Genomic DNA, 26,582 nt, shown 5'->3' with positions numbered 1-26,582 from the left:
TGACGTCCATGGCGGCGCAGGTGCGGGCCGGAAACCAACGCCCACGAACACGGACGGAGTGACGAACCATGACCGGGAACCGGGTGATCATCGCCGGCGGCGGCATCGGCGGGCTGGCGGTGGCGCTGACCCTGCACGAGATCGGCGTGCCCTTCACCCTCTACGAGGCGGTGCGCGAGTTGAAACCGCTGGGCGTCGGCATCAACCTGCAACCCAATGCCGTGCGCGAATTGTCCGACATGGGGCTGGGGCCGGAGGCGCTGGACGGCGTCGGGCTGCCCGCGCGTGAATGGGCGCTGGTGGGGCTGAACGGGCGCGACATCTATGCCGAGCCGCGCGGGCTGCAGGCGGGGTATATGTGGCCGCAATACGCGGTGCACCGGGGCGCCTTCCACATGCTGCTCTACCGCACCCTGCTGGAGCGCGCGGGCCCCGAGGCAGTGAAGACCGGTTCGCGGGTCACCGGCTACCGCAAGGAGGCGGACGGCACCGTCACCGCCTTCTTCGAGCACGCCGACGGGCCGTTTCAGGATCGCGCCGCGCTGCTGATCTCGGGCGAGGGCATTCATTCCGCCCTGCGCGCCCAGATGCACCCCGACCAGCCGCCGATCCACTGGGGCGGCGCGCTCATGTGGCGCGGCGTGACGCGGGCGAAACCGATCCGCACCGGGTCCAGCTTCGTCGGACTTGGCACGCATCGGCACCGAATGGTGATCTACCCGATCTCGGCCCCCGACCAGAACGGCGAGGCGCTGGTCAACTGGATCGCGGAGCGCACGCTGGACGACAACGAGGCATGGCAGGAAACCGGCTGGTTCCGCCCGGTCTCGGTCGACAGCTTCGCGCATCACTTCGACGGCTTCCGCTATGACTGGCTGGACGTGCCCGCGCTTCTGCGCGGCGCCGAGGTGGCCTATGAGAACCCGATGATTGACCGCGATCCGGTGCCCACATGGGTCGACGGGCCGGTGGCGCTGATGGGCGACGCGGCCCATGCGATGTATCCCACCGGGTCCAACGGCGCGAGCCAGGCGGTGATCGACGCCCGCACGCTGGGGGTCTGCCTGCTGGAACACGGGGTTTCGCCCGACGCGCTGGCCGCCTTCGACGCAGGCCTCTGCGGCCCGGTCTCGCAACTGGTGCTGCGCAATCGGGGCGCCGGTCCCTTCGGCTTGCTGAACATGGTGCACGAGCGCTGCGGCGGCACCTTCGAGGACATCGACACGGTGATCCCGGCAGACGAGCGCGCGGCCTTCATGGCCGATTACAAGCGCGCCGCGGGCTTTGCCATCGACGCATTGAACGCGGCGCCCCGGACGATTGCCGAGGGCGCGCAGGTCAGGGCCTGAGCCCCCGGCCCGCCACCCCGGCCCGCCCCTCCCTGCCGGGTCCGCCGGGAAGCGGCCTGCGCCCTGAACCTGGCCCACGCCGGGCAGGGATCGCCTCGGGGGCAGGCGAATCGCCCTGCCCCGGACAGGACCGCCCGCCCCCTCCGGGCAGGCTTTGCCTGACTTGTCAGATCGATAAGCGCACCCGTGGGACAGGCGGGGCGCAGGGGCGCGCGCCCTCCGGACAGGGACCTGCCTCGCGGCCGTTTGCCCTTTTCGGGTTGCAAGCGAGGCGATCCTTGGCTTCTACTGTGGACGTTCGTGGGGCCGAGGGTCCCGGGCGACCCCGAGGGGTCGCGGAGCAAGCGTATAACCAGGGAGCACCACCATGAAACATACGGTACTCGGCTTTGCCGCGGTTGCGGGCCTCGCCTTCGGCGGCGCCGCACAGGCGCAAGAGTTCATCTCGATCGGCACCGGCGGCGTCACGGGCGTCTACTACCCGACCGGCGGCGCGATCTGCCGCCTGGTGAACAAGGACCGCAAAGAGCACGGCATCCGCTGCGCCGTCGAGTCGACCGGCGGTTCGGTCTACAACATCAACACCATCAAGGCGGGCGAGCTGGAATTCGGCGTCGCGCAGTCCGACTGGCAGTACCACGCCTACAACGGCTCCTCGCAGTTCGAAGGCGATGCGGCCTTCCCCGACCTGCGCGCCGTCTTCTCGGTCCACCCCGAGCCCTTCACCCTGCTGGCCCGTGCCGATGCAGGCGTCGAGAAGTTCGAGGATCTTGCCGGCAAGCGCGTGAACGTGGGCAACCCCGGTTCCGGCCAGCGCGCCACGATGGAAGTCGTCATGGAAGCCTTCGGCATCGGCATGGACGACCTTGCGCTCGCGACCGAGTACAAGGGTTCGGAAATGGCGCAGCAGCTGTGCGACGGCAACATCGACGCGATGATCTACACCGTGGGTCACCCGGCCGCCGCCATCCAGGAAGCCACCACCACCTGTGACGTGAAGCTGATCGACGTCGTCGGCGAGCCCATCGACGCGCTGGTCGCGGACAACCCCTACTACCGCGTCGCCACCATCCCCGGCGGCATGTACGAGGGCAACGACGAGGACACCACGACCTTCGGTGTCGGCGCGACCTTCGTGACCTCTGCCTCGGTTCCCGAGGACACCGTCTACGTCGTGGCCAAGGCCGTGATGGAAAACATCTCGGACTTCCAGCAGCTGCACCCGGCCTTCGCCGAGCTCAAGCCCGAGGAAATGGTCAAGGACGGCCTGTCGGCCCCGCTGCACCCCGGTGCGGAAAAGGCCTACAAGGAACTGGGCCTGATGGAATAAGCGCCTCTCACCCGAGAGCGTGACAGACGGCGGCAGGGCAACCTGCCGCCGTTTTTCTTTGCTTTCAGACGCCCTGCTGTCTCTGGGCGATACGCCGCAGCAGGCCGACGGTGCGGCGGGACACCCCCGCCCCACGGATCGAACCAGAGGGCATCGGCGGCGCAGAAGCGGCCCGCCGCACCGGCAAGGCGCAAGGATGGCGCGAAATGCAACGGCGCAGGCAGGGCCCCGCCCGAGGCCGAAACCGCCGCGACGCCGCCCCGCCGCCTCTTCGGCGGGTCATCCCGGCCCCCGCGTTGGTCATTCGACACCCCGATTTCAAGTCCCGGCCCCCTCTATCCCGGTGTCGAATTCACTTTTCCCTTGCCCCCCTTCCCCTTACGACGCAGCCTTGCAGCAGAGAACGACATAACAGGGGGACGACGGAGATGGTGGATACGCCTTCGACCGACAGAACAGCCGACGACATGGTCGCCGAAGCCGATACCGGCGCGCGCAACCCGGCCGCCAGGTGGCAAGCACAACTGATCATCGGCACCTGCATCGCCTGGTCGCTGTTCCAGCTCTATATCGCCTCGTCGATCCCCTCGATGCTGTCGACCACCTTCGGGACCAGCTTCTTCGCCAACCTCGTGGCGCAGGCGCGCTACATCCACCTTGCCTTTGCCATCGCGCTGGCCACCATGGCCTTTCCGCTGACCGCCTCGGCCCCCAAGGACCGCATCCCGCTGTATGACTGGGTACTGATGTTCCTTGGCGTCGCGGCCTGCCTGTACCTCGTGGTCTTCCGCTTCGAGATCGCCAGCCGCCCCGGCCTCTGGAGCACCTCCGACATCACCATGTCGGCCATCGGCATGGTTGTCCTGATGATCGCGGTCTACCGCTCTCTGGGCCTGCCGCTGGTGATCATCGCCTGTGCCTTCATCGCCTTCGCCTTCTTCGGCGGCTATTCGGAATGGGCGCGCAATATCACCAACTACGGCGGCGCCTCGCTGTCGAAGGCGCTGGGGCACTACTGGATGCAGACCGAGGGCGTCTTCGGCGTGGCGCTGGGTGTCTCGACGGCGATGATCTTCCTCTTCGTGCTGTTCGGCGCGCTTCTGGACCGCGCGGGCGGCGGCAACTGGTTCATCCAGGTCGCCATCGCGCTGCTGGGCTCGCTGCGGGGCGGCCCGGCCAAGGCATCCGTGCTCTCGTCGATGATGACCGGCATGATCTCCGGCTCGTCCATCGCCAATACCGTGACCACCGGCACCTTCACCATTCCGCTGATGAAGCGCATCGGCTTTCCGGCGGAAAAGGCCGGCGCGGTCGAGGTGGCCTCTTCGACCAACGGCCAGCTGACGCCGCCGGTCATGGGGGCCGCGGCCTTCCTGATGGTGGAATACGTCAACATCCCCTACATCGACGTGGTCAAGCACGCCTTCCTGCCGGCGGTGATCAGCTACATCGCGCTGCTCTACATCGTGCACCTCGAAAGCCTGAAGATGGGCCTGAAGGGCCTTGAGAAACCGGGCCGCAAGATCGGCGTGATCATGATCGCCATCCTGTTCCTGACCGGCTTCATCGTGCTGGGCATCCTCGCCTTCCTGATGGTCGGCCTGCGGGCCATCCTCGACCCGATCATGGGGGATTCGATCTATGCCGCCGTGGCGCTGGTCGCGGCGCTCTATCTCTACCTGCTCTGGGTCTCGTCGCGCTATCCCGAGATCGAAACCCAGACCGGAGAGGACGGCGCCCCGGTGGCCCCGCGCCTGACCCCGACGCTGGTCGGCGGGCTGTATTTCTCGATCCCGATCTTCATCCTGGTCTGGAACCTGATGGTGCGGACCGAGAACCTCGACCGGCTGTCGCCCGCGCTCTCGGCCTTCTGGGCCACGGTCTTCATGATCATCATTGCGCTGACCCACCGGCCCATCAAGGCCTTCTTCCGGGGCGAAGGCGCCGCGGCAGAGACCCTGGCGGGCTGGAAGGACTTCGTGCAGGGGCTGATCCTCGGCGCGCGGAACATGATCGGCATCGGCGTCGCGACGGGTGCCGCAGGCATCATCGTGGGCACCATCTCGCTGACCGGCGCACACCAGGTCATCGGCACCGTGATCGAGGTCATCTCGGGCGGCAACCTGATGGTCCTGCTGTTCCTCGTCGCGGTCCTGTCGCTGATCCTCGGGATGGGCCTGCCGACCACGGCGAACTACATCGTCGTCTCCTCGCTGATGGCGCCGGTGATCATCTCGGTCGGCGCGCAGGCGGGGCTGATCGTGCCGCTGATCGCCGTGCATATGTTCGTCTTCTACTTCGGGATCCTGGCGGACGACACGCCACCGGTGGGCCTTGCGGCCTATGCGGCGGCGGCGATCAGCCGGGGCGACCCGATCAAGACCGGCATCCAGGGCTTCGCCTATGACATCCGCACGGCGCTGCTGCCCTTCCTGTTCATCTTCAACACCGACCTGCTGCTGATCGACGTGGGGCTGTTCAAGGCGGTCTTCGTCTTCATCATCGCGCTGATAGCCATGTTGCTCTTCGCCGCCGCGACGCAGGGCTACTTCATCGCCAAGTCGAAATGGTACGAAACGGTCGTCCTGCTGCTGATCGCCTTCACGCTGTTCCGGCCCGGCTTCTGGCTGGACCAGGTGAGCGAGCCCTACGACACCGCCAGCGGCCCCGCCGCCATCGAACTGATGGGCACCGCGCCGGAGGGAGAGCCGATCCGCCTGAACGTCACCGGCCCGGACTTCGACGACGGCGAGCCAAGGCCCACGACGGTCACGGTTCCGGCGGTGCCGGGCGACGGCATGGCCGCGCTGGAGGCGCAGGGCCTGACGGTGCTCGAAGAAGACGGACGCCTCTTGCTGGAGGAACCCTTCCCGGGCACGCCGCTCTTCGACACGCTGGGGCTGGAATACGACTACTACGGCGACGACCCGGTCGAGATCACGCTGGTCGAGGTCGAGGCAGAGCGCCTGCCGAAAGAGCTGTTCTTCATCCCGGCGCTGCTGCTTCTGGCGGGCGTCGTGATGATCCAGCGCCGCCGCGCCACGCAACCCGCGTTCTGAGGAGGAAAGCGCATGTTCAGGAGAATCCTGCTCGCCGTCGACTACAACGACCTGGAAGGCGCGGCCAAGGTGGCAGAGTACGGCGGCAAGCTGGCCGCCACGGAGGGGGCAGAACTGCATGTTCTGACGGTCCTGCCCAAGATGGGCATGGCGGTGGTGGGCTCGGCCTTCGGACCGGATCACGTCAAGACGATGGAGGCAGAGACCAAGGCGGGCCTCTCCGCATGGGCCGCGACCGCCCTGCCCGCGGGGCTGGCCCCGCAGGTCCATGTGACCCACGGCACGATCTACGACCAGATCATCCGCATGGCCAATGCGCTGAAGGCCGATGCCATCGTCGTCGGCGCCCACAGCCCCGAGCTGCGCGACTACCTCGTCGGACCCAACGCCGCGCGGGTGGTGCGCCACGCCACCCAGTCGGTGCTGGTTGTTCGGTAACGACGGGCTGCGGCTGTCAAAAAAGGGGCGGGCTTCGGTCCGCCCTTTGCTTTTGCGGTGGGCGACCGCGCTGTCGCGCTGGCCGGAGCGCCCCCCCCGCGGCCAACGGTCAGCCCCCGCCGATCTCCGTTTCCAGAAGCCGCTCGAAGGGGGCGGGTTCCAGCGCACCCGGGGACCGGAAGGGGTCCGCGAAGGCGAAGATCGTGAACATCACCAGCCCGCTGAATGTGCCGTAGACGCTCAGAAGCATGAGATGCAGTCCACTTGGCGCATAGGTGAAATAGGGCACTGTCACCAGCACGACCCCCGCCACCGCCGCCACCCAGAAAAGCGGGCTGACCGCGTGCAGCGCGGTGTTCTCGCGCGCCTGCCGCAGGGTGGCGATCTGCTGGACCTGCGTCACCATGTGGCTGCGCAGGGATTGCTGCCGCGCGGTCGCGGGCTCCAGATCCAGCACGGCGAGGTAAATGGACTCGCGCAGCGCCCAGCCCTCGCCGCTCAGCCGTTGGTCGCGGGCCAGCGCCTGCCACTCGTCCTCGATCACTGTATGGGTGTAGCGCCTCAGGTCGGCCTGCACGGCGTCGGCCACCCGCGGGTCGTAGCGCCAAATGTCATTGTAGATATCGGCAATGGCCGTGGCCTCCTGCACGAGGTTGTCCTGAAGGTCATGGTAATCCACCAGCTCCTGCGCAAAGACCAGCGCGAGGATCAGCCCATGCAGCGAGGCGACCCGAATGATCACCGAACCGGCCAGCGTCTGGGTCTCGTCCGTTGTCCGGTCTCCGGCAATGCGGCGCATGGCGAAGTAGACCACCCAGGCCAGCAGAAGCGTCCCGCCGACGAACGTGAGTGCGATGGCCACAGTGATCATGGGGTCCTCTTTCGACTGTCGGGACCAGGGCTTCTCCCGGCCCCTCGTGGCTGCCCGGAGCACAGGCTACCCTGCGCCTGACGCATCGTCACCCCCCTGCCCCAGCGCCCGCCGCGCCAGCGCCAGAAAGGCCTGCCGCTCCTCCCCGTCCAGCGCGCCGAGGATCTCGTCTTGCGCGCCCTCGACCACCGGACGGAAGCGCTGCAACAGCGCCTCTCCTTCCGGCGTCAGCTGGATCACGCGGGCGCGGCGGTCGGTTGCGCTGACCCTCCGCGACAACAGCCCCTTGGCCTGTAGCCGGTCGATGACGCCGCCGATGGTGGCGCGGTCATAGGCGATGGCCGCCGCGATGCTTGCCTGATCGAGGCCGGGCGCGGCCCGCACCGCGTCCAGCGCGGCGAATTGCACCGGGGTCAGGTCCACCCCCGCCGCGCGGGCATGGGCCGCGAAGACCTGCACCGAGTGCTGGTGCAACCGGCGGATCACATGCCCCGCCATCATGCCGATGTCTGTGTCGCCACCCATGGCCCTTCTTGACATGGCCCGGCACCCCGTGCAATTAATAAGTATACATATCATCAGCCCGCGAAGGAGGAGCGCGCGTTGACGGAGCTTCCCATCCTGATCGCCGGGGGCGGCATCGGCGGGCTGGCCACGGCCTGCGCCCTCGCCCGCAAAGGGCTGCGCAGCGTGGTCGTCGAACAGGCGCAGGCCTTTGGCGAGATCGGCGCGGGCATCCAGATCGGTCCTAACGCCTTTCACTGCTTCGACAGGCTGGGCGTGGGGGACGCGGCGCGAGAAAAGGCGGTCTATATCGACGCCCTGCGCCTGATGGACGCCCGGACCGCCGAGGAAATCACCCGGATCCCGCTCGACCAGCCCTTCCGCGACTTCTACGGCAACCCCTACGCGGTGGTGCATCGCGCCGACCTGCATGGCGTTCTGCTGGAGGAATGCCGACGCTCGGACCTCGTGGAGCTGCGCACCGAACACCGGGTCGCGGGCTATGCGCAGGACGGCGCGGCGGTGACACTGCATCTGGCGGGCCGCGATCCGCTGAAGGGGGCGCTGCTGGTGGCGGCCGAGGGCCTGCGCTCGCCGATCCGCGCGCAGATGCTGGGCGACGGAGAGCCGCGCATCTCGGGCCATACCACCTACCGCTCGGTGATCCCGACCGGGCAGATGCCCGAGGACCTGCGCTGGAACGCGGCGACGCTCTGGGCCGGGCCCAAGTGCCACATCGTCCACTACCCGCTGAAGGGCGGCAAGGTCTACAACCTGGTGGTGACCTATCACCGCGACCTGCAGGAGGCGATCTCGGGCCGCCCGGTGCCGCGCGAAGAGGTCGCGCAGGGCTTCGAGCATATCCACCCCAGGGCGCGGCAGATCATCGAGCATGGCGACAACTGGAAGCTCTGGGTGCTTTGCGACCGCGACCCGGTGTCCACATGGGTCGACGGGCGCGTGGTGCTACTGGGCGATGCGGCGCACCCGATGCTGCAATACTTCGCACAGGGCGCCTGCATGGCCATGGAGGACGCGGTGGCGCTGGCCCATTGCCTCGACGGCGCGGCGGACCGGGATACCGCGCTGGCGCGCTACCAGGCGATGCGGACCCTGCGCACGGCGCGGGTGCAGATGAACTCGCGCCTGATCGGAGAGTATATCTATCACCCCGCCGACGCGCAGGCCGCCGTGCGCAACCACGTGATGCAGGGCATGTCCCCGCAGGACTGGTACCGGCAGCTGCAGTGGCTTTACGGCTCTGACGGGTTGGAGGGTCAGACCTGTTGCAGGCCGGGGCATTGAGGTATTTTTACCAAGAAGAAGCAGGGGCCGGGTGCCCCGCAGGGAAGGATGCGCGATGAGTTTCGTTTTTGAACCGGCCCCGGTGGCCTCTGTGGCGGTGGCGGGCAGCGAGGATCGCCTGCCGGTGCGCCGGATCTTCTGCGTGGGACGCAACTACGCCGCCCATGCGCGCGAGATGGGCAAGGACCCGGACCGCGAGCCGCCCTTCTTCTTCACCAAGCCCGCCGACGCGGTGGTGGATCACGGGGCAACGCTGGCCTATCCGCCGCTGACCGAGGACCTGCATTACGAGGCGGAGCTTGTGGTGGTGATCGGCAGGGCTGGGCGCGATATCCCGGAGGCGAAGGCACTGGACCACGTCTGGGGCTATGCCGCGGGCAACGACCTGACCCGGCGCGACCTGCAGGCCGAGGCCAAGCAGATGGGCCGTCCGTGGGACTTCGCCAAGGGCTTTGACCGCTCGGCGGTGATCGGGCCGGTGCATCCGGTCGCAGAGGTCGGGCACCTGTCGGAAGGTCCGATCCGCCTGTCGGTCAACGGCTCTCGCAAGCAGGACGGCGACCTGAAGGAGATGATCTGGTCGGTGCCCGAGGTGGTGGCCTTCCTGTCGCGCTCGGTCGAGATCCGGCCCGGCGACCTGATCATGACCGGCACCCCCGCCGGTGTCGGCGCGCTGGTGCCCGGCGACGTCTGCACTGTGTCCATCGACGGGCTGCCGGGCCTGACGGTGACCATCGGGGCGCGGGGATAAGGGGGCTCTGCCCCCGTCCCTGCGGGACTCCCCCGGGATATTTTCGGACAGAAGAAACACCGACCGGGAGGAGGGTCACATGGGCGAGGATCTGGATCACGACACGGTGGCGCATGGCATGATGCCCGAGGACAGCGCCGAGTTGCGGGCGCTTTACAGGGGGTTTGCCGAGAACCACATGAACCCGCTCTGGACTCAGACCGGCGACCTGATGCCCATGCATCCCAAGCCCCGGGCCGTTCCGCATGTCTGGAAGTGGTCGGTGCTGCTGCCGCTGGCAGAGGCTTCGGGGCGACTGGTGCCGGTCGGGCGCGGCGGCGAGCGGCGGGCCATCGGGCTGGCGAACCCCGGGCTGGGTGGCAAGGCCTATGTCTCGCCGACGCTCTGGGCTGCCGTGCAGTACCTCGGCCCGCGCGAGACCGCCCCGGAACACCGCCATTCCCAGAATGCCTTCCGCTTCGTGGTCGAAGGCGAAGGCGTCTGGACCGTGGTCAACGGCGACCCGGTGCGCATGTCGCGCGGCGACCTGCTGCTGACGCCGGGCTGGAACTTCCACGGCCACCACAACGACCGCGAAGCGCCCATGGCCTGGATCGACGGGCTGGACATCCCCTTCAGCCAGCAGATGGACGTGGGTTTCTTCGAGTTCGGCGCCGACAAGGTCACCGACTACGCCACGCCCAACTTCTCGCGCGGGGAGCGGCTTTGGGCCAACCCCGGCCTCAGGCCCCTGTCACAGCTGCAGGATACCGTGTCCTCGCCGCTGGCCGCCTTCCGCTGGGAGCACACGGACCGCGCCCTGACCGAACAGCTGCTCCTGGAGGACGAGGGCCACCCGGCCACCGTCGCACCGGGCCATGCGGCGGTGCGCTACGTCAACCCGACCACCGGGGGCGACGTCATGCCGACGATCCGCTGCGAATTCCACCGCCTGCGCGAGGGCACCCAGACCGAGGCGCGGCGCGAGGTCGGCTCGACGGTCTTCCAGGTCTTCGAGGGGCGCGGCGCGGTGGTGCTGGACGGCACCCGCCACGCGGTGGACAAGGGCGACATCTTCGTCGCCCCCTCCTGGTGCCAGTGGTCGCTGGAGGCCGAGACGCAATTCGACCTCTTCCGCTTCTCCGACGCCCCGATCATGGAGCGGCTGCAGTTCATGCGCAGCCAGGTCGGCGGATGACCGACCCGCGCGCGGCGCTGCGCGCCCGGCAGGGCGCAGGCGCGCGCTATGACGCCCCCGAAGCCCCTGCCGACGCCCTGCTCAGGATGCGGCGCGGCAATGCCGCCGTGGCGCGCCTGATCGACGCCCTGCCCGACAGCGCGCTGTCCGGTCAGATCGCAGAGACCATCGCGACGCTCGGCTACCACGCCCGGGCCTGCACGCGCCTTCTCGCGGGCCAGCCGATGTGGGAGAGCGCGGCACAGCGCGATGCGGAACAGGCGCTTGGCGCAACCCTGCCGCCGCGCGCCCTGCGCGCCCTCTTCGCCCATACCGCGCGGCATCTGGACGTGGACATGCGCGACTTGCCCGGCCCGGCCTGGTCCGACCTCCTCCCGGACGGAACGGCAACACAGACCCTGCCCGACCGCCACGCACGGCTCTTGTGGCGCGCCTCGCTGAGCCTCGGCGGACGCGCGCGGGACATGCCCGCACTCTACAGGGAGGGCTGAACCAGCCCCTCGGCGATCAAACCGCCCTCGTCCCCGCCCGCAAAGCGCGGCACGCTGCAATCCCGATCGCAACCCTGGGCTTCTTCTTGGTCCAAATACCGAAATCCGAGGCCGCCCCGCAGCGCCCCGCCCGACAGGGCGCGCCTCAGTAATCCCTTTCGAAGAACACGCCCACCCCGGTGTCGCCATCCGACCCGACGCGCCCCCGCACCGTCACATTGGGGTTCACCTGAAGGTTCAGGTTGATCTGCGAGGTGCCGTCGCTCCCCACCGTCACGTCGGTGTAGATATTGTCCGAGATATACTTGCCCACCGTCGCCTGCGCATTGCCGTCCGCATCGGTGCCGATGTCGAGGTTGTCGACCCCCAGTCCGCTGCGCAGGTTCTCGGTCAGGCCAAGCCCGCCCTGCCCCGACAGCGTCCGCACCGCCGCCGCCAGCTGCACCGCCTGAAGCGGCGAGAGGTTGGTCACCGAACGTCCGAACAGGAAGAAGGACAGCGCCTCGTCCTCGGGCAGTTCCGGGTCCGAGGTCACCCGCAGGTCCGGTTCTGACGCGAAGCCCTCGATCCGGATGGTGATCATCGTGTCCTCGACCTGCGTCGAGGCGCCGAAGCGGACATAGGGGTCGAAGCTGCCGCGCAGGCTGACCGATCCGTCGGTCAGGTCCAGACGCCGCCCCAGAAGATCCAGCCGCCCGCGGATCAGGTCGAACTGCCCCTGCGGGACAAGGTTCGCCGTCGTGCCGGTCAGCAGCAGGGAGCCGCCAAGCTCGGCATCCAGACCACGCCCGCGCACGAAGATCTGGTTCGGCGCATTGACCCTCAGGTTGATCGGATAGGCCACGGCGCTGCCGCCGCCCCCTCCCGCGCTTTCGCGGCCCGAACCGTTCAGCCCGGCGAAGGCCAGCGTGCGCTGCACATCTGCGGGCGGGTCGATATGGCGCAGCCCGTCCAGCGCCGAATAGGAGGCGCCAAGGTTGGGGATCCGCACCTCGACCTCGCCAAGGTTGATCACGCCGCCGATCTGGGCGCCGCCGGTCAGCGCGCCGTTCATCGTCACCGTGCCGTTGGCCGTGGTCTCCAGCAGGTCGGCCTGCCGCAGCACCGCCTCGATCAGCTGTATCGTCAGGTTGGCGTTGAAGGGCGGCGAAAGCGTCACCGGGCCGCTGACCCGCAGCTGGCCGCCGGACGAGAGCCTGCCGCCAAGCTCCACCTGCGCGCTGCCCCCGGACAGCCGCACCGCGCCGGTGAGCCCGTCGATCACCAGCGAGACCGAGGGCACGGCAAGCCGCGCGCCATCGGTGCTGACGCTGCCGGACACCGAGGACAGCGCCAGCGGCCCGTTCACGCCGATGTCGAAGTTCAGCACGCCGGTAAGAACCTGCGGCGCGATCCGCTCGTTCGCCAGCGCCAGCGGCGCCGAGCCGTTCAGCGACAGGTTGGCAGAGCCGAAGTCCTGCGCGATCGACCCGCGCGCGGTGGCGCCGATGCTGCCCGGACCGGTCCCGGTCAGGTTCACCTGCCAAGGGCCGCCGGAATGGCTGACGGTGCCGCGCACCGTGCCCGCGCCCTGAAGATCCGGCACGATCAGCCCGACATTCGGCACCGAGACATCCAGCGTCACATTGGCATTCGAAGAGGCGTATTGCCCGGACACGGTGGCGTCGATGCCGCTGGCATCCAGCACGCCGCGCTCGATCCTGAGCAGGCCGTTGGCGTCCCGCGCGGCCTGCAGGTTCAGGCTGGTTGTGCCGCGCAGCAGGCGGTCAGCGGTCTCGACCGCGGTCACGAGGTTCTGCGCCGTCACATCGGCCCGCAGCGACAGCGGCCCGCTCAGCGCCTGCCCCTGCACCTCGGCGTCGAAGCGCACCGACCCGCCAAGCCGCCGTCCCGCAAGCCCCGACAGGGCCGCGAGGTTGGGAATGTCGCCGACAAGAGAACCATCCAGCCTGGCGTCGCCCTCGGCCACCTGCAGGGTGCCGTTGTAAGTGGCATTGACCGCCCCCGAGGTCTGCAACCGCTCCACCGCATAGACACCCGTCGCGTCGCGGCTGCCCTTTAGGTCAAGGCGCGTCTCGCCACCCAGAAGCGAATCCACCTGACCCATGCCGATGGCGACGCCGCGCGCCGTGGCGATGGCCTCGACCGAAAGCGGCCCCTCCAGCACCTGCCCCTGCGCCGTCACATCCGCCGAGGCAGAACCCGCCAGATCGCGTCCGGCCAACCGCGAGAACCGCGAAAGCTGCGGCACATCCGCCGTCAGGCGCCCGTCCACGGCAAGGCTGTCCAGATCCTCCGGCGCCTGCGGATCGAAGCCCGCAACGGTGCCGGTAAAGCTGGCATTGGCCGCGCCCTGCGTCTGCAGCCGGGTGATTGTGATCGTGCCGTCTTCGGCCCGGGCGGCATCGAGGTCGATCCGGCTTGCCCCCTGCAGCACCGGGTCGATGGCCTCGAGCCCCAGCACCGCGTCCTGCGCCGTGGCATTGCCCGTCACCGTCAGCGGCCCCTGCATCACCGGCCCCTCCACCGTCAGGTCCACCGAGGCCGCCCCCGACATCGACCGCCCGGTCACGCCGGAAAAGCGCCCGAGGTCCGGAACGGAGGCGGTCAGGCGTCCATCCACGTCCAGCGTTTCAAGGCTGTCGCCCGTCACGATCCCCGCGAAGGAGGCATCGGTGGCGCCGTCGATCTCCAGCCGGGTGATCTCCATCCGGCCGGTGTCCGTGCGGCTGCCCATGAAGCGGATGCCATTCTGCCCCGCCAGCAGGGAATCCACCGCCGGGATCTGCACCTCTACGTCCCGCGTGGTGCCATTGGCGGTCAGGTCGAAGGTCAGGGCCTGCGGGTTGCCCGTGCCCTCGATCACCAGTTCGGCGGACCCGCCAAGGTCGCGCCCCACCAGCTCGGAAAAGGCGCCCAGCCGCGTGACCATGGCCTCGGCCCGCCCGGCGATCTGCATGCCCAGCGGCAGGTTGGTCTGAATATTGCCCACGTAGTTGACGCGCGCCGCGCCGGGGATCGTCACGTCGGCGTCGATATCGAAACTGTCGCCGGTCTGGCCCAGCGTCGCAACCAGCGTCGACGCCCCCGAGAGACCGGGCAGCACGTCGCCGGTTTCGTTGATGACCGCGTCCAGCCGCGCCGTGCTGGCGCCCGAGGCGAGGCGCGCGGTGCCGTTGATCTCTGCCGCCTGGGTGGCGATCCGCAGCGGATCGACCACGAGGCCCTCTTCGTTGCGCCGCGCCTGAAGCGCAACGGACCCGACACCCGCCAGCAGCGTATCCGCCTGCGGGATGCCAAGCGCCAGGTCGCGCGTGGTGCCGCGCACATCGATGTCGAAGGCACCCGAGCGCGGCTCGAGCCCGCCGTCGATGCCCAGTTCAGCCCCGCCCGACAGCGCCAGCCCCGCCAGCGCGGCAAAGCGCGACAGGTCTTCGGTGCGCAGGGTGATGTCGGGCGACACTATGGGATTGAGCGTGTCCAGCGCCGAAACGGTGACGGCGCCGGTCACGCCGTAGTCGCCGCCCGCAAGCTCGATCTCGTCCAGGATCAGCGGCGATCCCGGCTGCCAGTCGAACCGCAGCGCGCCGCGCAGGCTGTTGCCGACCGCCTGCGCCAGCGCCGCATCCGTCAGATCCAGCCCCGAGGCGTTCAGGGCAAGCGACCCGTCGACGCGGTTGGTCTGGCGCGAGATCTCGCCGCCGCCGGTCAGCGACAGGGTGTCGATCTGCATCGCCGGCTGGCGCAGGCCCGCGACACGCGCCTCCAGCCGCCAGCCGTTGCCCGCGCTGGCGTCGAAGGTGCCCGACAGGGTGGCGGACTGCACGTAGGTGTCGGCGCCGGAAACCGGCAGCAGCACCTCGTCGCCCGAGGGCGGCACGATGCGGCCCTGAAGGTCCAGCGTTTCGGGCCAGCCGTCGGCCCCGATGGCCGCCTCTCCGGTCAGGGTCAGGGCCTGCGCGCTCAGCTCCAGCTCGTTCAGCGCGACGCGCCCGTCGGCGTCCTGCGCGACCTCAGCCACCAGCCGCACCTCGTCGCCGAGGAAGTCGCGGTAGGCCGGGGCCACGACCGGCGCGATGTCGCCGCCGATGTCGACACGGAAGCGGCGCGCCTCGGTCTCGGCATCGGCGCGCAGGATCACGTTGCCCGCAAGGCGTTCCTGCCCGTCGGTGGCCAGCTGCAACTGTGCATCGAAATTGTCGATCGGGCTGTTGCCCTCAAGCGTCAGCGCCAGCGAGGGCCGCCCCGGCAGGTTCAGCAGGTTGACGACGATGCCCTCTTCGGGTTCCTGCACCGAAAGGGTCAGCCCCAGCACCCGCGAGGTATTGCTGTAAGCGCCGCGAAAGGCGATCTCGCCGCCCTTGTCCAGCCGCTGGACCTGCAGGTCCGCCTGCCCCTCGCCATCCGCCAATTGCGCCGTGCCCTCGACGGTCAGCGACGCGGCTTCGCCGAACAGCCCCTCGCCCAGGTTCACCCGCGCCAGCGACAGCTCTTCCAGCACCAGCGAGACCGGCAGGTCCGGCAGGGAAAAGGGCGCCGAGGCCTCGGGCGTCGGAACCGCGCCTTCCGCCGGAAGCGGCAGGCGCGGCAGGTCGATCTGCGCGGCAGTGAGTTCCTCGATGTCGATGGCCCCGCGCAGCAGCGCCGAGCGGTTCCAGGTCATCGCCACGTCGGAGATGGTCAGCCAGATGCCGTCCGGGTCGCTGACGGTGATTTCCTCGATGGTGGCACGCGAACTCAGCGCACCCGCGAAGCCCACGATGCGGACGCTGCGGCCCTCGCCGGACAGCGCGTCCTCCAGCAGCCCCTGGATGAAGCCGCGGTCCGTTTCAGCCTCCTGCGCCGGCAGCGTGGCGGGCAGGCACAGGGCCATGAAAAGCGTGAAAACGCGCGTGAGGTAAGTCATCAGAAGGCCTGCCCGATCCCGATATAGATCTGAACCCCGTCGCCGGTATCGCCCTGCACCGGCCCGGCCACGTCGAAGCGGATCGGACCCACGGGGGTGTCGTAACGCAGCCCCAGCCCGGCACCGGAATGCCAGTCGCCGCTGCCGTCGTAGAAGCTTTCGGGGCCGACGTAGCCGGTGTCGAAGAACCCCACGACGCCGATCTTGTCGGTCACGTCGACGCGCAGCTCTGTCGAGAGCGCGACGAAGCTGCGCCCGCCAAGGCTGTTGCCGCCATAGTCGACGTCAAGCGACTGGTAGGGATGGCCGCGCACGGTGCCGCCGCCGCCGGAGTAATACAGGTCGTTCGGCGGGGCATCGGCGGCGTCCGGTCCGACCAGCGAGCCCAGTTGCAACCGCCCCGCCAGCACCACGGCCTGCGCCTCGCCGAAGGCGCGGTAGCCGCGCGTGTCCAGCGACACCCGCGCGCCGGGCTGGTCGTCGTTGAGCATGTAGAAGGGCTCTGCCTCGACCTTGAGGTAAAAGCCCTCGGTCGCGTTCAGGGGGTCGTCGCGGCGGTCCACGGTCAGCGAGGCCGGGACGCTGAGCACGTTCAGCACCCGCGTCGGTTCGCCCGGCAGGTAGAGGTCGGTCACCCGCGAGCGCATGTAGGTGATGCCGAGATCCCCGGTCACCTGGTCCGAGAACTCGCGCGAGGCGCCGATGCCGATCTCGAACTTGCGCGAGATGTAGTCGGGCTCTTCCTCGTACTCGAGGTCGGTGAAAAGGTAGGCCAGCGTGTCGGGACCATAGACCGCGGGCCGTTCCAGCCGGGCGGTGATCTGGTAGTCGGGTTTCTGCCCGCCGACATTGCCAAGCTGGCGCGCCTGCCCGTCGACGCGGAACCGCTCGGCCCCGCCAAGGAAGTTGCGGTGCAGCCAGAAGGCAGAGACCGCCAGCCCTTCGTTCGACGACAGTTCCAGCCCGGCGCCGAAGCGGCGCGGCTTCTGGTCGACCACCTCGATGAAGATATCCATCGAGGCATCGGGATTCACGGTCTCGGATTCCGTCACCTGCACCGAGCGGAAGGTGCCGGTGGCGCGCAGGCGCTCTGCCGCCTTCTCGACGTCGTCCGGCGAAAAGGTCTCGCCGCGCGGGATTCCCGCGATCTGACGGATGCGCGGCGCCTTCACCGCGCTGTCAGAGGTCACGATCACGTCGCCGAAACTCAGTTTCTGGCCGGGATCGACCCGAAGCGTCACGTCCAGTTGCGACTCGCGGTGGCGCGCGGCGATGTCCTGCCCGGCCAGATCGGCCTTGGCGTGGCCCTCCTCGCGCCAGCCGTCGATGGCGCCGCTGGCCGCGTCGCGCACCACGGTCGCCAGTGCGGGCTGGCCGGTTCTGAAGCCCTCGGGCCGGTCGCGGCCATGCGCCAGCGGCGCGATATCGGCGCGCCCGAAGGTGAAGGCAGAGCGCGGCTCGACCGTCACCGTCACGTTCGAAATGCGCGCCGGGACGGAAAGCGGCGAAATCTCGGCCGCCTCGCGCCCGTCGACGCGGATATTCACGACGGCGGAATAATAGCCCAGCGCATAGAGCGTTTCGACAAGGCGGGCATAATCGCCCTGCGCCGCAGAGAGGATGTCGGGGGTATCGTCGATATCGCGGGACTTCAGGTCCACCAGCAGAGAGGCACCGCGCAGCGCCCCGACAAGGTCGTCGTTCTTTTGCCCGACGAGGCGGAATTCCAGATTGTCCAGCGCCTGCCCCTGGCCGCCAAGCCCCATGACCACAAGCGCCGCAGCCGCGCGTTTACCCCACATGCATGTCCCGTCCGTTGTTCGGATTGTTTTTCCCCAGTCGCGTTCACCCTAGAGCATGTCACGCCACGGCAAAGGGCAAAAGGGGATTTCCGGCGCTTTTGCGCGCAGATCCGGGTGCCCGAGTCACGGTTTCGTCAAGACCTTGCAGGCGGACGCGGGGAACGGCCTTTCTGCCCTGCCGCCCCTGTCGGAAGGATGTTTCCCGCAGCGCGACATTCGGGGTCGAGAGGAAGGCCGTTCCGGCCCCGTCGCGCAAGGCCGCCACGACCGCCCGGGACACCGGCCGCCCCGCCTGCACAAGAAACAGGCATCGGGCTCGCCCGCCTGCCTGCCCGGGGGCCGGTCTCGCCGCACCGCCCCTGCCCTGCGGGTTTACACAGGCCCCCTTCCGCGCTCTATCCTTGGGGGACAGGAGAAACGGACATCCGATGGCCATCACTGCAAGCATTCGCCACCTGACGCATTACAAGTACGACCGCCCGGTCACGCTGAGCCCGCAGATCATCCGCCTGCGACCGGCGCCGCATTCGCGCACCCGCGTCATCTCGCATTCGCTGAAGGTCGGCCCAGAGGGGCATTTCGTCAATCACCAGCAGGACATCTACGGCAACTGGCTGGCGCGTTTCGTCTTTCCCGAGCCGGTGACCGAATTCCGGATCGAGGTCGATCTGGTCGCGGACATGACCGTCTACAACCCCTTCGACTTCTTCCTCGAGGACGTGGCGAAGGACTGGCCCTTCACCTACCCCGAAGAGATCGCGGGCGACCTTGCGGTCTACCGCAAGACCGAAGAGTTCGGCCCGACCTTCCAGACCTACCTCAAGGGCATCCCGCGCAAGACCATGGGCACGGTCGATTTCCTTGTCGAGGTGAACGCCAAGCTCGAACAGCACATCGACTACCTGATCCGCATGGAACCGGGCGTGCAGACGCCGGAAGAGACGCTGGCGAAGGGGTCGGGGTCGTGCCGCGACACATCCTGGCTGCTGATCCACCTCTTGCGGCATTTGGGCTTCGCCACGCGCTTCGTCTCGGGCTACCTGATCCAGCTGAAGCCGGATCTGGACGCGCTGGACGGCCCCTCTGGCACCGACCACGACTTCACCGACCTGCACGCCTGGTGCGAGGTCTACCTGCCCGGCGCGGGCTGGGTGGGCCTGGACCCGACCTCGGGCCTGCTGACCGGCGAAAGCCATATCCCGCTGGCCGCCACGCCGCATTATTCCAACGCAGCCCCCATCGTCGGCGGCTTTTCCGGGCACAAGGACACCAGGACCGACTTCGACTTCGCCATGACGGTCACCCGCGTCGCCGAACACCCGCGCATCACCAAGCCCTTTTCCGAGGAAAGCTGGCAGGCGCTGGATGCGCTGGGGCAAAAGGTCGATGCCGAGATGGCCGAGGCTGACATGCGCCTGACCATGGGTGGCGAGCCGACCTTCGTGTCGATCGACGACTTCGAGAGCAGCGAGTGGAACACCGCCGCCGTCGGCCCGATGAAGCGCGGGCTGGCCGACGACCTGATCCGCCGCTTGCGCGACTGCTTCGCGCCCGGCGGTTTCCTGCATTACGGTCAGGGCAAGTGGTATCCGGGCGAGACCCTGCCGCGCTGGACCTTCTCGCTGTTCTGGCGCCGCGACGGCCAGCCGGTCTGGAAGAACCCTGCGCTGATCGCCCGCGAGACCGCCAGGGACGCCACTGCCGAACAGGCGGGGCAGTTCATGAAGGCCTTCGCGGGCAACCTCGGGCTGGAGGAGGACTACACCCTGCCCGCCTACGAGGACCCGGCGGAGTGGATCCTGAAAGAGGCCGAACTGCCGCTGAACGTCACGCCCGAGGACTCGCGCCTGAAGGACCCCGAGGCGCGGGCGCGCATCGCGCGGGTCTTCGAGCGGGGGTTGACCACGGCCTCTGGCTTCGTGCTGCCGATCCAGCGCTGGCAGTCCAAGGCATTGGGCCGCCGCTGGCGGTCCGAGAAGTGGCAGACCCGGCGCGGGCACCTGTACCTGATCCCCGGCGACAGCCCCGTGGGCTTCCGCCTGCCGCTGGGCACCCTGCCCTACGTGCCGCCCTCGTCCTATCCCTATACCTACCCCGCCGATCCCACCGTCCCGCGCGAGGATCTGCCCGATTTCCACGCCGAGATCGCCGAACGCCGCCGCGCCCTGCTGGAGGAACTGGAACGCATCGCCTCCGAAGAGGCTGCCGGCAAGGCGGGCAAGAAGGGGAAGAAGAAGGGCAAGGGCGGCAAGGACAAGGGCAAGCTGGTCGAACCCGAGCAGACCCCGGGCCGCAGCCAGCCCGTCAGTGCCGCGCGCGAGCTGGGAGAGCGGCAAGAGGTGCAGCAGCAGCACTTCGACCCCTTCGAAGGCCCCGTGCGCACCGCCATCGCCATCGAGCCGCGCGACGGACGGCTGTGTCTGTTCATGCCGCCGGTCGAGACGCTCGAGGATTACCTCGACCTGATCGCCGCCGCCGAGACCACCGCCGAAGAGCTTGGCCTGCCGATCCACATCGAGGGCTACGCGCCCCCGCAGGACCCGCGCCTGAACGTGATCCGCGTGGCCCCCGACCCCGGCGTGATCGAGGTCAACGTCCACCCCGCCGCAAGCTGGGAGGACTGCGTCGCAATCACCAATGGCGTCTACGAGGAGGCCCGGCAAAGCCGTCTTGGCGCCGACAAGTTCATGATCGACGGGCGCCACACCGGCACCGGCGGCGGCAACCACGTCGTCGTGGGCGGCCAGACGCCGGGCGACTCGCCCTTCCTGCGCAGGCCCGACCTGCTGCGCTCGCTGATCCTGTACTGGCAACGGCATCCCTCGCTCAGCTACCTCTTCAGCGGCATGTTCATCGGGCCAACCTCGCAGGCACCGCGCATCGACGAGGCCCGCCACGACAGCCTCTACGAGTTGGAAATCGCGCTGTCGCAGATCCCCGACCCGGGCGACGACGCGCCCCAGCCGCAGCCTTGGCTGGTGGACCGCCTGCTGCGCAACATCCTGATCGACGTCACCGGTAACACCCACCGCGCCGAGATCTGCATCGACAAGCTGTTCTCACCCGACGGCCCCACCGGGCGGCTGGGTCTGGTCGAGTTCCGCGGCTTCGAGATGCCGCCCGACGCGCGCATGTCGCTGGCCCAGCAACTGCTGATCCGGGCGCTGATCGCGCGCTTCTGGAAAGCCCCGATCAAGGGCAAGCCGGTGCGCTGGGGCACGCAGCTGCACGACCGCTTCATGCTGCCGCATTTTGTCTGGGCCGACTTCATGGACGTGCTGCGCGACCTTGGCGATCACGGCTACGACTTCCGCCCGGAATGGTACGAGGCCCAGAAAGAGTTCCGCTTCCCCTTCGCCGGAGAGGTCGAGTATCAGGGCGTGCACCTTCAGATCAATCAGGCGCTGGAGCCCTGGCACGTGCTGGGCGAACGCGGCGCCATCGGCGGGACGGTGCGCTACACCGACAGCTCGGTGGAACGCATGCAGGTGCAGCTGACCACGCTGAACCCCGACCGCTATATCGTGACCTGCAACCGGCGCGCCGTGCCCCTGACCGATACCGGCGAAAGCGGCGTCAAGGTGGGCGGCCTGCGCTTCAAGGCCTGGCAACCCGCCGATGCGCTGCACCCGGTGCTGCCGATCAACGCGCCCTTGGTGTTCGACATCTTCGACACCTACGCCGGGCGGTCCATCGGCGGCTGCACCTATCACGCGGCCCATCCGGGCGGGCGCAGCTACGACACCTTCCCTGTCAACACCAACGAGGCCGATGCCCGCCGCCTTGCCCGCTTCGAGAAGTTCGGCCACACGCCCGGCAGCTTCTGGCCGGCACCGGAACAGAGGCACCCGGAATTCCCGATGACTCTGGACCTGCGCCGGGCACCGGGGATCTGAGATGGACGAACCCGCCACCCTGGACGAGGGGCTGGACGCGCTTCTGGAAAGCTACCACCCGCCCGAGGGCGTGGCGGACGAGCTTCTGCGGGCCGATGGCAGCATCCGCCCGGGCTGGGAGCCGCTGATCACCCACCTTGCGCGCCACGACCCGGCCGATATCGCGCAGGATTTCGCCCGCGGCGACCAGTACCTGCGGGATGCGGGCGTCTACTTCCGCCACTACACCGCCGAGGGCTCGACGGTGCGCAACTGGCCGCTGAGCCACCTGCCGGTGATCATCGCCGAGGAAGAGTGGGATACGCTCGCCGCCGGGCTGGCGCAGCGCGCCGAGGTGCTGGAAAAGGTCATGGCCGACCTCTACGGCCCCGGCGACCTGGTGCGGCGCGGGCTGCTGCCCGCCTCGCTGGTGGCCTCGAACCCGGAATGGCTGCGCCCCATGGTGGGCGTGCAGCCGCGCGACGGGCATTACCTGCACGTGCTGGCCTTCGAGGTCGGGCGCTCGCCGGACGGCGGCTGGCTGGTGCTGGGCGATCGCACGCAGGCGCCATCCGGCGCGGGCTTCGCGCTGGAAAACCGCATGGCCACGGCGCGGATCTTCCACGACTTCATGCCCGACGCCAACGTCCGCCGCCTTGCCGGGTTCTTCCGCGAATTCCGCGATGCCATGAACGCGCTGCGGCAGAGCGGCGAGGGGCGCGTGGCGATCCTGACACCGGGGCAGCACACCGACACCTATTTCGAACACGCCTATATCGCGCGCTACCTCGGCTTTCTGCTGCTGGAATGCGAGGATCTGCGCGCCGTCGACGGGCGCCTGATGGTGCGCACCATCAACGGGCTGGAACCGGTCAGCGTGCTCTGGCGCAGGCTCGACTCGCGTTCCGCCGACCCGCTGGAACTGGACGAGACCTCGGCGCTTGGCACGCCCGGCCTTGTCGGCACGCTGCGCAACCGCTCGGTGTCGATGCTCAACGCGCTGGGGTCGGGAGTGCTGGAGGCACGGGCGCTGATGGCCTTCCTGCCGCGCATCGCGCAGGCCCTGACCGGTGCGCCGCTGGCGCTGCCCAATATCGCAACCTGGTGGTGCGGCCAGGACAAGGAGCTGTCCTACGTCCGCGAGAATTTCGAGAAGATGATGATCGGGCGCGCGATGTCCACGCAGCTGCCCTTCGACATCGACAGCGCCACGGCGCTTGGCGGCAGGTTCCGCTCTTCGGCGCACCCGCCGGTGCGTCAATGGCTGGACGCCGAAGGCCACGATCTGGTGGCGCAGCAGGCGGTGACCCTGTCGACGACGCCCGCCATGATCGACGGCCAGCTTGTGCCGCGCCCGATGGTGGTGCGCGTCTTCGCCGTGCGCACGCCGCAGGGCTGGACCGTCATGCCCGGCGGCTACGCCCGCATCGGCAAGACCGAGGACCCCACTGCGCTGGCCATGCAGGCGGGGGGATCGGTCTCGGACGTCTGGGTGACGGGCGGGAAACCCGCCGATTTCGACTCGCTGGTGGCGACGCGCAAGGGGCCGTTCATCCGCCGGATGCCGGGCCGCCTGCCCGCGCGCGCCGCCGATAACCTGTACTGGCTGGGCCGCTACGTCGAGCGGGCCAACGCGCAGATCCGCGCGCTGCGCGCCTATCACCTGCGGCTGGAAACCGCGGGTCCGACGCCGATGCCAATGATGCGCGAGCTGGGCAAACACCTCGCCACCTTCGGCAAGGCCCCGGACCCGGCGACCCAGCCGGTGCCGGCCTCCCTGCTGGCCCTGATGGATGCCACCGGCTTCTGCGCCGGCAAGGTACGCGACCGCTTTTCCGACGACGGTCTGCACGCGCTCGACGACCTCTCGCACGAGGTCCGCCGCATCGCCAAGGACAGCCGCCCCGGCGAAGAGACCGCCCGCAACATGGGGCGCCTGCTGCGCATCCTCGCGGCCTTCGCGGGAATCTCGAACGACAACATGTTCCGCTTCTCGGGCTGGCGCTTCATGACCATGGGCCGGGCCGTGGAACGCGGCATCCAGATGTGCAGCCTGCTGCACCGCTTCGCCACGCCCGAGGCGCCGCAGGGCAGCTACGACCTGTGCATCGAGATCGGCGACAGCGTCATGACCCACCGCCGCCGCTACTCGGTCGAGATCAACCGCAACACGCTGATCGACCTGCTGGCGCTGGACCCGGAAAACCCGATCTCTCTGGTCTTTCAGGTGAACCTCTTGCGCGCACAACAGCTTGCCCTGCCGCACCGGCAGTTCACCACCCAGCTCAGCCCGGTGGCGCGGGCCCTCCTGACGCTGCACACCGACCTGTCCGTCGCCTCGCCCGAGACCCTGGGCACCGATGATTTCCTGACCCTGCGGTCCGAGCTTTGGGCGATCTCGGACAGCATCACCGCGCAGTACCTGAGCTGAGCCATGTCCCAGCTCTACGACATCACCCTCGCGATCCACTACCGCTACCAGAACCCGGCGCGCTCGGCCCGGACGCTGCTGCGGATGCAGCCGCTGAACCGGCCCGACCAGCGGCTGGTGTCGGGCCTGCTGACCATCGACCCGGCCCCGGCGACGCGCCGCGACTGGACGGATTTCTTCGGCAATGCGATCTGCGAGGTCGCCCATGACGCGCCGACGGACCGGCTGACCTTCCGCTACAGCGGGCGGGTGGAACGCATAGGCGTCCCCGAGGGGCTCGACCTGTCCTGCCCGCTGGCAGCCCTTGGCCAGGAGATGGCGGAGATCGGCGACCTCGGGCCGGGTGCCCCGCATCATTTCATCGGCGCATCCGAGCGCGTGCAGCCGGTGCCCGAGATCACCGCCTTTGCCCGCGCCGTGACCGCTCCGGCGATGTCGGCGCTGACGGCGGTCCAGGCGATCTCGCGGCAGATGCACGCCGAGTTCGACTTCGACCCGACGGCGACGGACGTGCGCACCGACCCCGCCGAGGCCTTCCGCAACCGCCGGGGCGTCTGTCAGGACATCAGCCATGTCACCATCGCGGCGCTGCGCGCGGTCGGCATCCCGGCGGGCTACGTCTCGGGCTTTCTGCGCACCGTGCCGCCCGAGGGAAAGCCCCGGCTGGAAGGCGCCGACGCCATGCACGCCTGGGTCCGCGCCTGGTGCGGAACAGAGCTGGGCTGGGTACAGATCGACCCCACGAACGACATGCGCGTGGGCACCGATCACGTGATGGTGGCGCTGGGGCGCGACTATGCCGATGTCGCCCCGGTGCGCGGCACCCTGACCAGCGCGGGCGCACACGACACCCGGCATCACGTCGACGTCGTGCCGGTCTAGATCGGCCGGCCTCCCCGCGCCGCTGCGATGCCTGCGGCGGCGAAAGCCGGTTCGAACCGGCTTTGAACGGCCTTCGAAGGCCGTTCCCCGCACGCGCCGCCGGGCCTTCCGCAGGGGCTGCCCTGCGGTCCCGGACCGGGCGCCGGATGGGTCTGCGCCTTCCGCCCGGACCGCTTGACAGCCGGGCGCGGGCACGAAACCCTCACCCGGACGCCCAGCCAAAGGACCCCTGCCCCGATGCACTGTTTCTATGCCCCCGAGACAGAGGCCCACGATCCGATCTTCCGCCTGTCCCATGGCGCCGTCGCCCGCAATGCCGAACAGGCAGAGCGCGCGCGCCTGCTTCTGGCCGGGCTGGACCGGCTGGGGCTTGCCACGGCCTCGCCTCCGTCGGCGCCGCGCAGCGTGCTGGAGGCGGTGCACACGAAGCGCTTCCTGGCCTTCCTCGAAACCGCCTGGGCCGAGTGGCAGCGCCTGCCCGGCGCCGGGCCCGAGGTAGTGGCCAATGTCTTTCCGCGCGGCGCGCCGCTGACCTACCCCGACAGCGTCGTGGCGCGGGCGGGCTGGCACATGGGCGACACCTCTGCCCCCATCGGGCCGGAAAGCTGGCAGGCCACCTGCCGCGCCGCCGATTGCGCGGTGGCCGCCGCCGAGGCGGTGCTGGCGGGCGCCCCCGCCGCCTATGCGCTGTGCCGCCCGCCGGGCCACCACACCGGGGCCGAGGTGGCCGCCGGGCACTGCCTGCTGAACGTCTCGGCCATCGCCGCAGCGCATCTTCGCCGCGCACACGACCGGGTCGCGGTGCTGGACATCGACGTGCATCACGGCAATGGCACGCAGGAGATCTTCTACGACCGAAGCGACGTGCTGACCCTCTCGGTCCATGCCGAGACCCGCGCCTATTACCCCTTCTTCACCGGCTACGCCGAAGAGACCGGCACCGGCGCCGGAGCGGGGTTCAACCTGAACCTGCCGCTGCCCCGCACGACCCGGGACGACGCCTGGATCGCCGCCATCGAGGCCGGGCTGGCGCGCGTGGCGGATTTCGCCCCGGGCGCCCTTGTGGTCAGCCTCGGGCTGGACGCGCATGAAAACGACCCGCTGCAGGGCATGAAGATCACCTTCGACGGCTTTCGCCGCGCCGGGCGGCTGATCGCCGGGAGCGGTCTGCCCGCGGTGATCGTGCAGGAAGGCGGCTATCTCTCGCCCGACCTGACAACCGCGCTGGAGGCCTTCCTCTCGGGGGTCATGGCGCCCGGCGCGGGCTGAAGGCCGGGCCGGGACGCAGACCTGTTGCGAGGAAGGGTTGCGGCGGATGTGCCTTCCCGGAACGGCGAGGCGGGGCGCGGCCCTCTCGAAGCCATGGGCTGGCTCTGCCCTGTGAGCGGCAAAAGGGGGCTCTGCCCCCCGG

The 26,582-nt window shown here is 69.1% G+C and carries 16 protein-coding genes; 12 read left to right on the top strand and 4 right to left on the bottom strand.

From position 1 onward, the window contains the following. The first annotated feature begins 68 nt into the window (after window positions 1–68). The 4 genes from ACN5KJ_RS00385 (at window position 69) to ACN5KJ_RS00370 (ending at window position 6,176) form a co-directional block, all read left to right on the top strand. Entirely contained in the window at window positions 69–1,349 is a 1,281-nt protein-coding gene (locus ACN5KJ_RS00385; protein WP_418591490.1) for a flavin-dependent oxidoreductase, read from the top strand. 367 nt (window positions 1,350–1,716) lie between these two features. Then, entirely contained in the window at window positions 1,717–2,679 is a 963-nt protein-coding gene (locus ACN5KJ_RS00380; protein WP_347167086.1) for a TAXI family TRAP transporter solute-binding subunit, read from the top strand. Window positions 2,680–3,107: 428 nt separating this feature from the next. Then, a complete protein-coding gene (locus tag ACN5KJ_RS00375; RefSeq protein WP_418591488.1) occupies window positions 3,108–5,738 on the top strand; it encodes a TRAP transporter permease in 2,631 nt (876 codons plus the stop codon). 12 nt (window positions 5,739–5,750) lie between these two features. Beyond that, window positions 5,751–6,176 carry a universal stress protein gene (locus ACN5KJ_RS00370; protein WP_347167085.1) on the top strand — a complete coding sequence of 142 codons (426 nt, stop codon included), beginning with the start codon at window positions 5,751–5,753 and terminating at the stop codon, window positions 6,174–6,176. 109 nt (window positions 6,177–6,285) lie between these two features. Here ACN5KJ_RS00370 and ACN5KJ_RS00365 read toward each other — a convergent pair whose 3' ends face one another. Together ACN5KJ_RS00365 and ACN5KJ_RS00360 are read right to left on the bottom strand one after the other, a co-directional pair. Continuing rightward, on the bottom strand, window positions 6,286–7,047 hold the full coding sequence (locus ACN5KJ_RS00365) for a hypothetical protein (RefSeq protein ID WP_347167084.1): 762 nt from the start codon (window positions 7,045–7,047) through the stop codon (window positions 6,286–6,288). Window positions 7,048–7,113: 66 nt separating this feature from the next. Further along, window positions 7,114–7,572 (bottom strand): MarR family transcriptional regulator, encoded by a 459-nt coding sequence (locus ACN5KJ_RS00360; RefSeq protein WP_347167083.1) that lies wholly within the window; start codon window positions 7,570–7,572, stop codon window positions 7,114–7,116. Between the two features lie 78 nt (window positions 7,573–7,650). Between ACN5KJ_RS00360 and ACN5KJ_RS00355 the strand changes: the two genes are divergently transcribed. The 4 genes from ACN5KJ_RS00355 to ACN5KJ_RS00340 all read left to right on the top strand — a co-directional run bounded on the left by ACN5KJ_RS00355 (window position 7,651) and on the right by ACN5KJ_RS00340 (window position 11,275). Then, entirely contained in the window at window positions 7,651–8,856 is a 1,206-nt protein-coding gene (locus ACN5KJ_RS00355) for a 3-hydroxybenzoate 6-monooxygenase (RefSeq protein WP_418591486.1), read from the top strand. Window positions 8,857–8,911: 55 nt separating this feature from the next. Further along, entirely contained in the window at window positions 8,912–9,607 is a 696-nt protein-coding gene (locus ACN5KJ_RS00350) for a fumarylacetoacetate hydrolase family protein (protein WP_418591484.1), read from the top strand. Between the two features lie 79 nt (window positions 9,608–9,686). Continuing rightward, on the top strand, window positions 9,687–10,784 hold the full coding sequence (locus tag ACN5KJ_RS00345) for a cupin domain-containing protein (protein WP_418591482.1): 1,098 nt from the start codon (window positions 9,687–9,689) through the stop codon (window positions 10,782–10,784). Beyond that, window positions 10,781–11,275 carry a hypothetical protein gene (locus tag ACN5KJ_RS00340; protein ID WP_418591480.1) on the top strand — a complete coding sequence of 165 codons (495 nt, stop codon included), beginning with the start codon at window positions 10,781–10,783 and terminating at the stop codon, window positions 11,273–11,275. Before ACN5KJ_RS00345 ends, ACN5KJ_RS00340 begins: the two co-directional genes overlap by 4 nt. A gap of 145 nt (window positions 11,276–11,420) precedes the next feature. Here the strand turns inward: ACN5KJ_RS00340 and ACN5KJ_RS00335 are convergent, their stop codons facing one another. Further along, complete coding sequence (locus ACN5KJ_RS00335) at window positions 11,421–16,181, bottom strand: translocation/assembly module TamB domain-containing protein (RefSeq protein WP_418591478.1); 4,761 nt, start codon at window positions 16,179–16,181, stop codon at window positions 11,421–11,423. Beyond that, window positions 16,181–17,983 (bottom strand): autotransporter assembly complex protein TamA, encoded by a 1,803-nt coding sequence (locus ACN5KJ_RS00330; RefSeq protein ID WP_418591476.1) that lies wholly within the window; start codon window positions 17,981–17,983, stop codon window positions 16,181–16,183. Before ACN5KJ_RS00330 ends, ACN5KJ_RS00335 begins: the two co-directional genes overlap by 1 nt. Window positions 17,984–18,411: 428 nt before the next feature. Here ACN5KJ_RS00330 and ACN5KJ_RS00325 point away from each other — a divergent pair, with 428 nt between their 5' ends. From ACN5KJ_RS00325 to ACN5KJ_RS00310, 4 genes are all read left to right on the top strand, one after another. Then, complete coding sequence (locus ACN5KJ_RS00325) at window positions 18,412–21,879, top strand: DUF2126 domain-containing protein (protein ID WP_418591474.1); 3,468 nt, start codon at window positions 18,412–18,414, stop codon at window positions 21,877–21,879. Window position 21,880: 1 nt separating this feature from the next. Next, window positions 21,881–24,289 (top strand): circularly permuted type 2 ATP-grasp protein, encoded by a 2,409-nt coding sequence (locus ACN5KJ_RS00320; RefSeq protein WP_418591472.1) that lies wholly within the window; start codon window positions 21,881–21,883, stop codon window positions 24,287–24,289. Between the two features lie 3 nt (window positions 24,290–24,292). Continuing rightward, entirely contained in the window at window positions 24,293–25,171 is an 879-nt protein-coding gene (locus tag ACN5KJ_RS00315) for a transglutaminase family protein (protein ID WP_418591470.1), read from the top strand. A gap of 237 nt (window positions 25,172–25,408) precedes the next feature. Continuing rightward, on the top strand, window positions 25,409–26,440 hold the full coding sequence (locus ACN5KJ_RS00310) for a histone deacetylase family protein (protein WP_418591468.1): 1,032 nt from the start codon (window positions 25,409–25,411) through the stop codon (window positions 26,438–26,440). Window positions 26,441–26,582: the final 142 nt, after the last annotated feature.

It is taken from the genome of Ponticoccus sp. (in: a-proteobacteria), from assembly GCF_048381735.1.
This window is presented reverse-complemented; position numbering and strand designations above follow the sequence as displayed.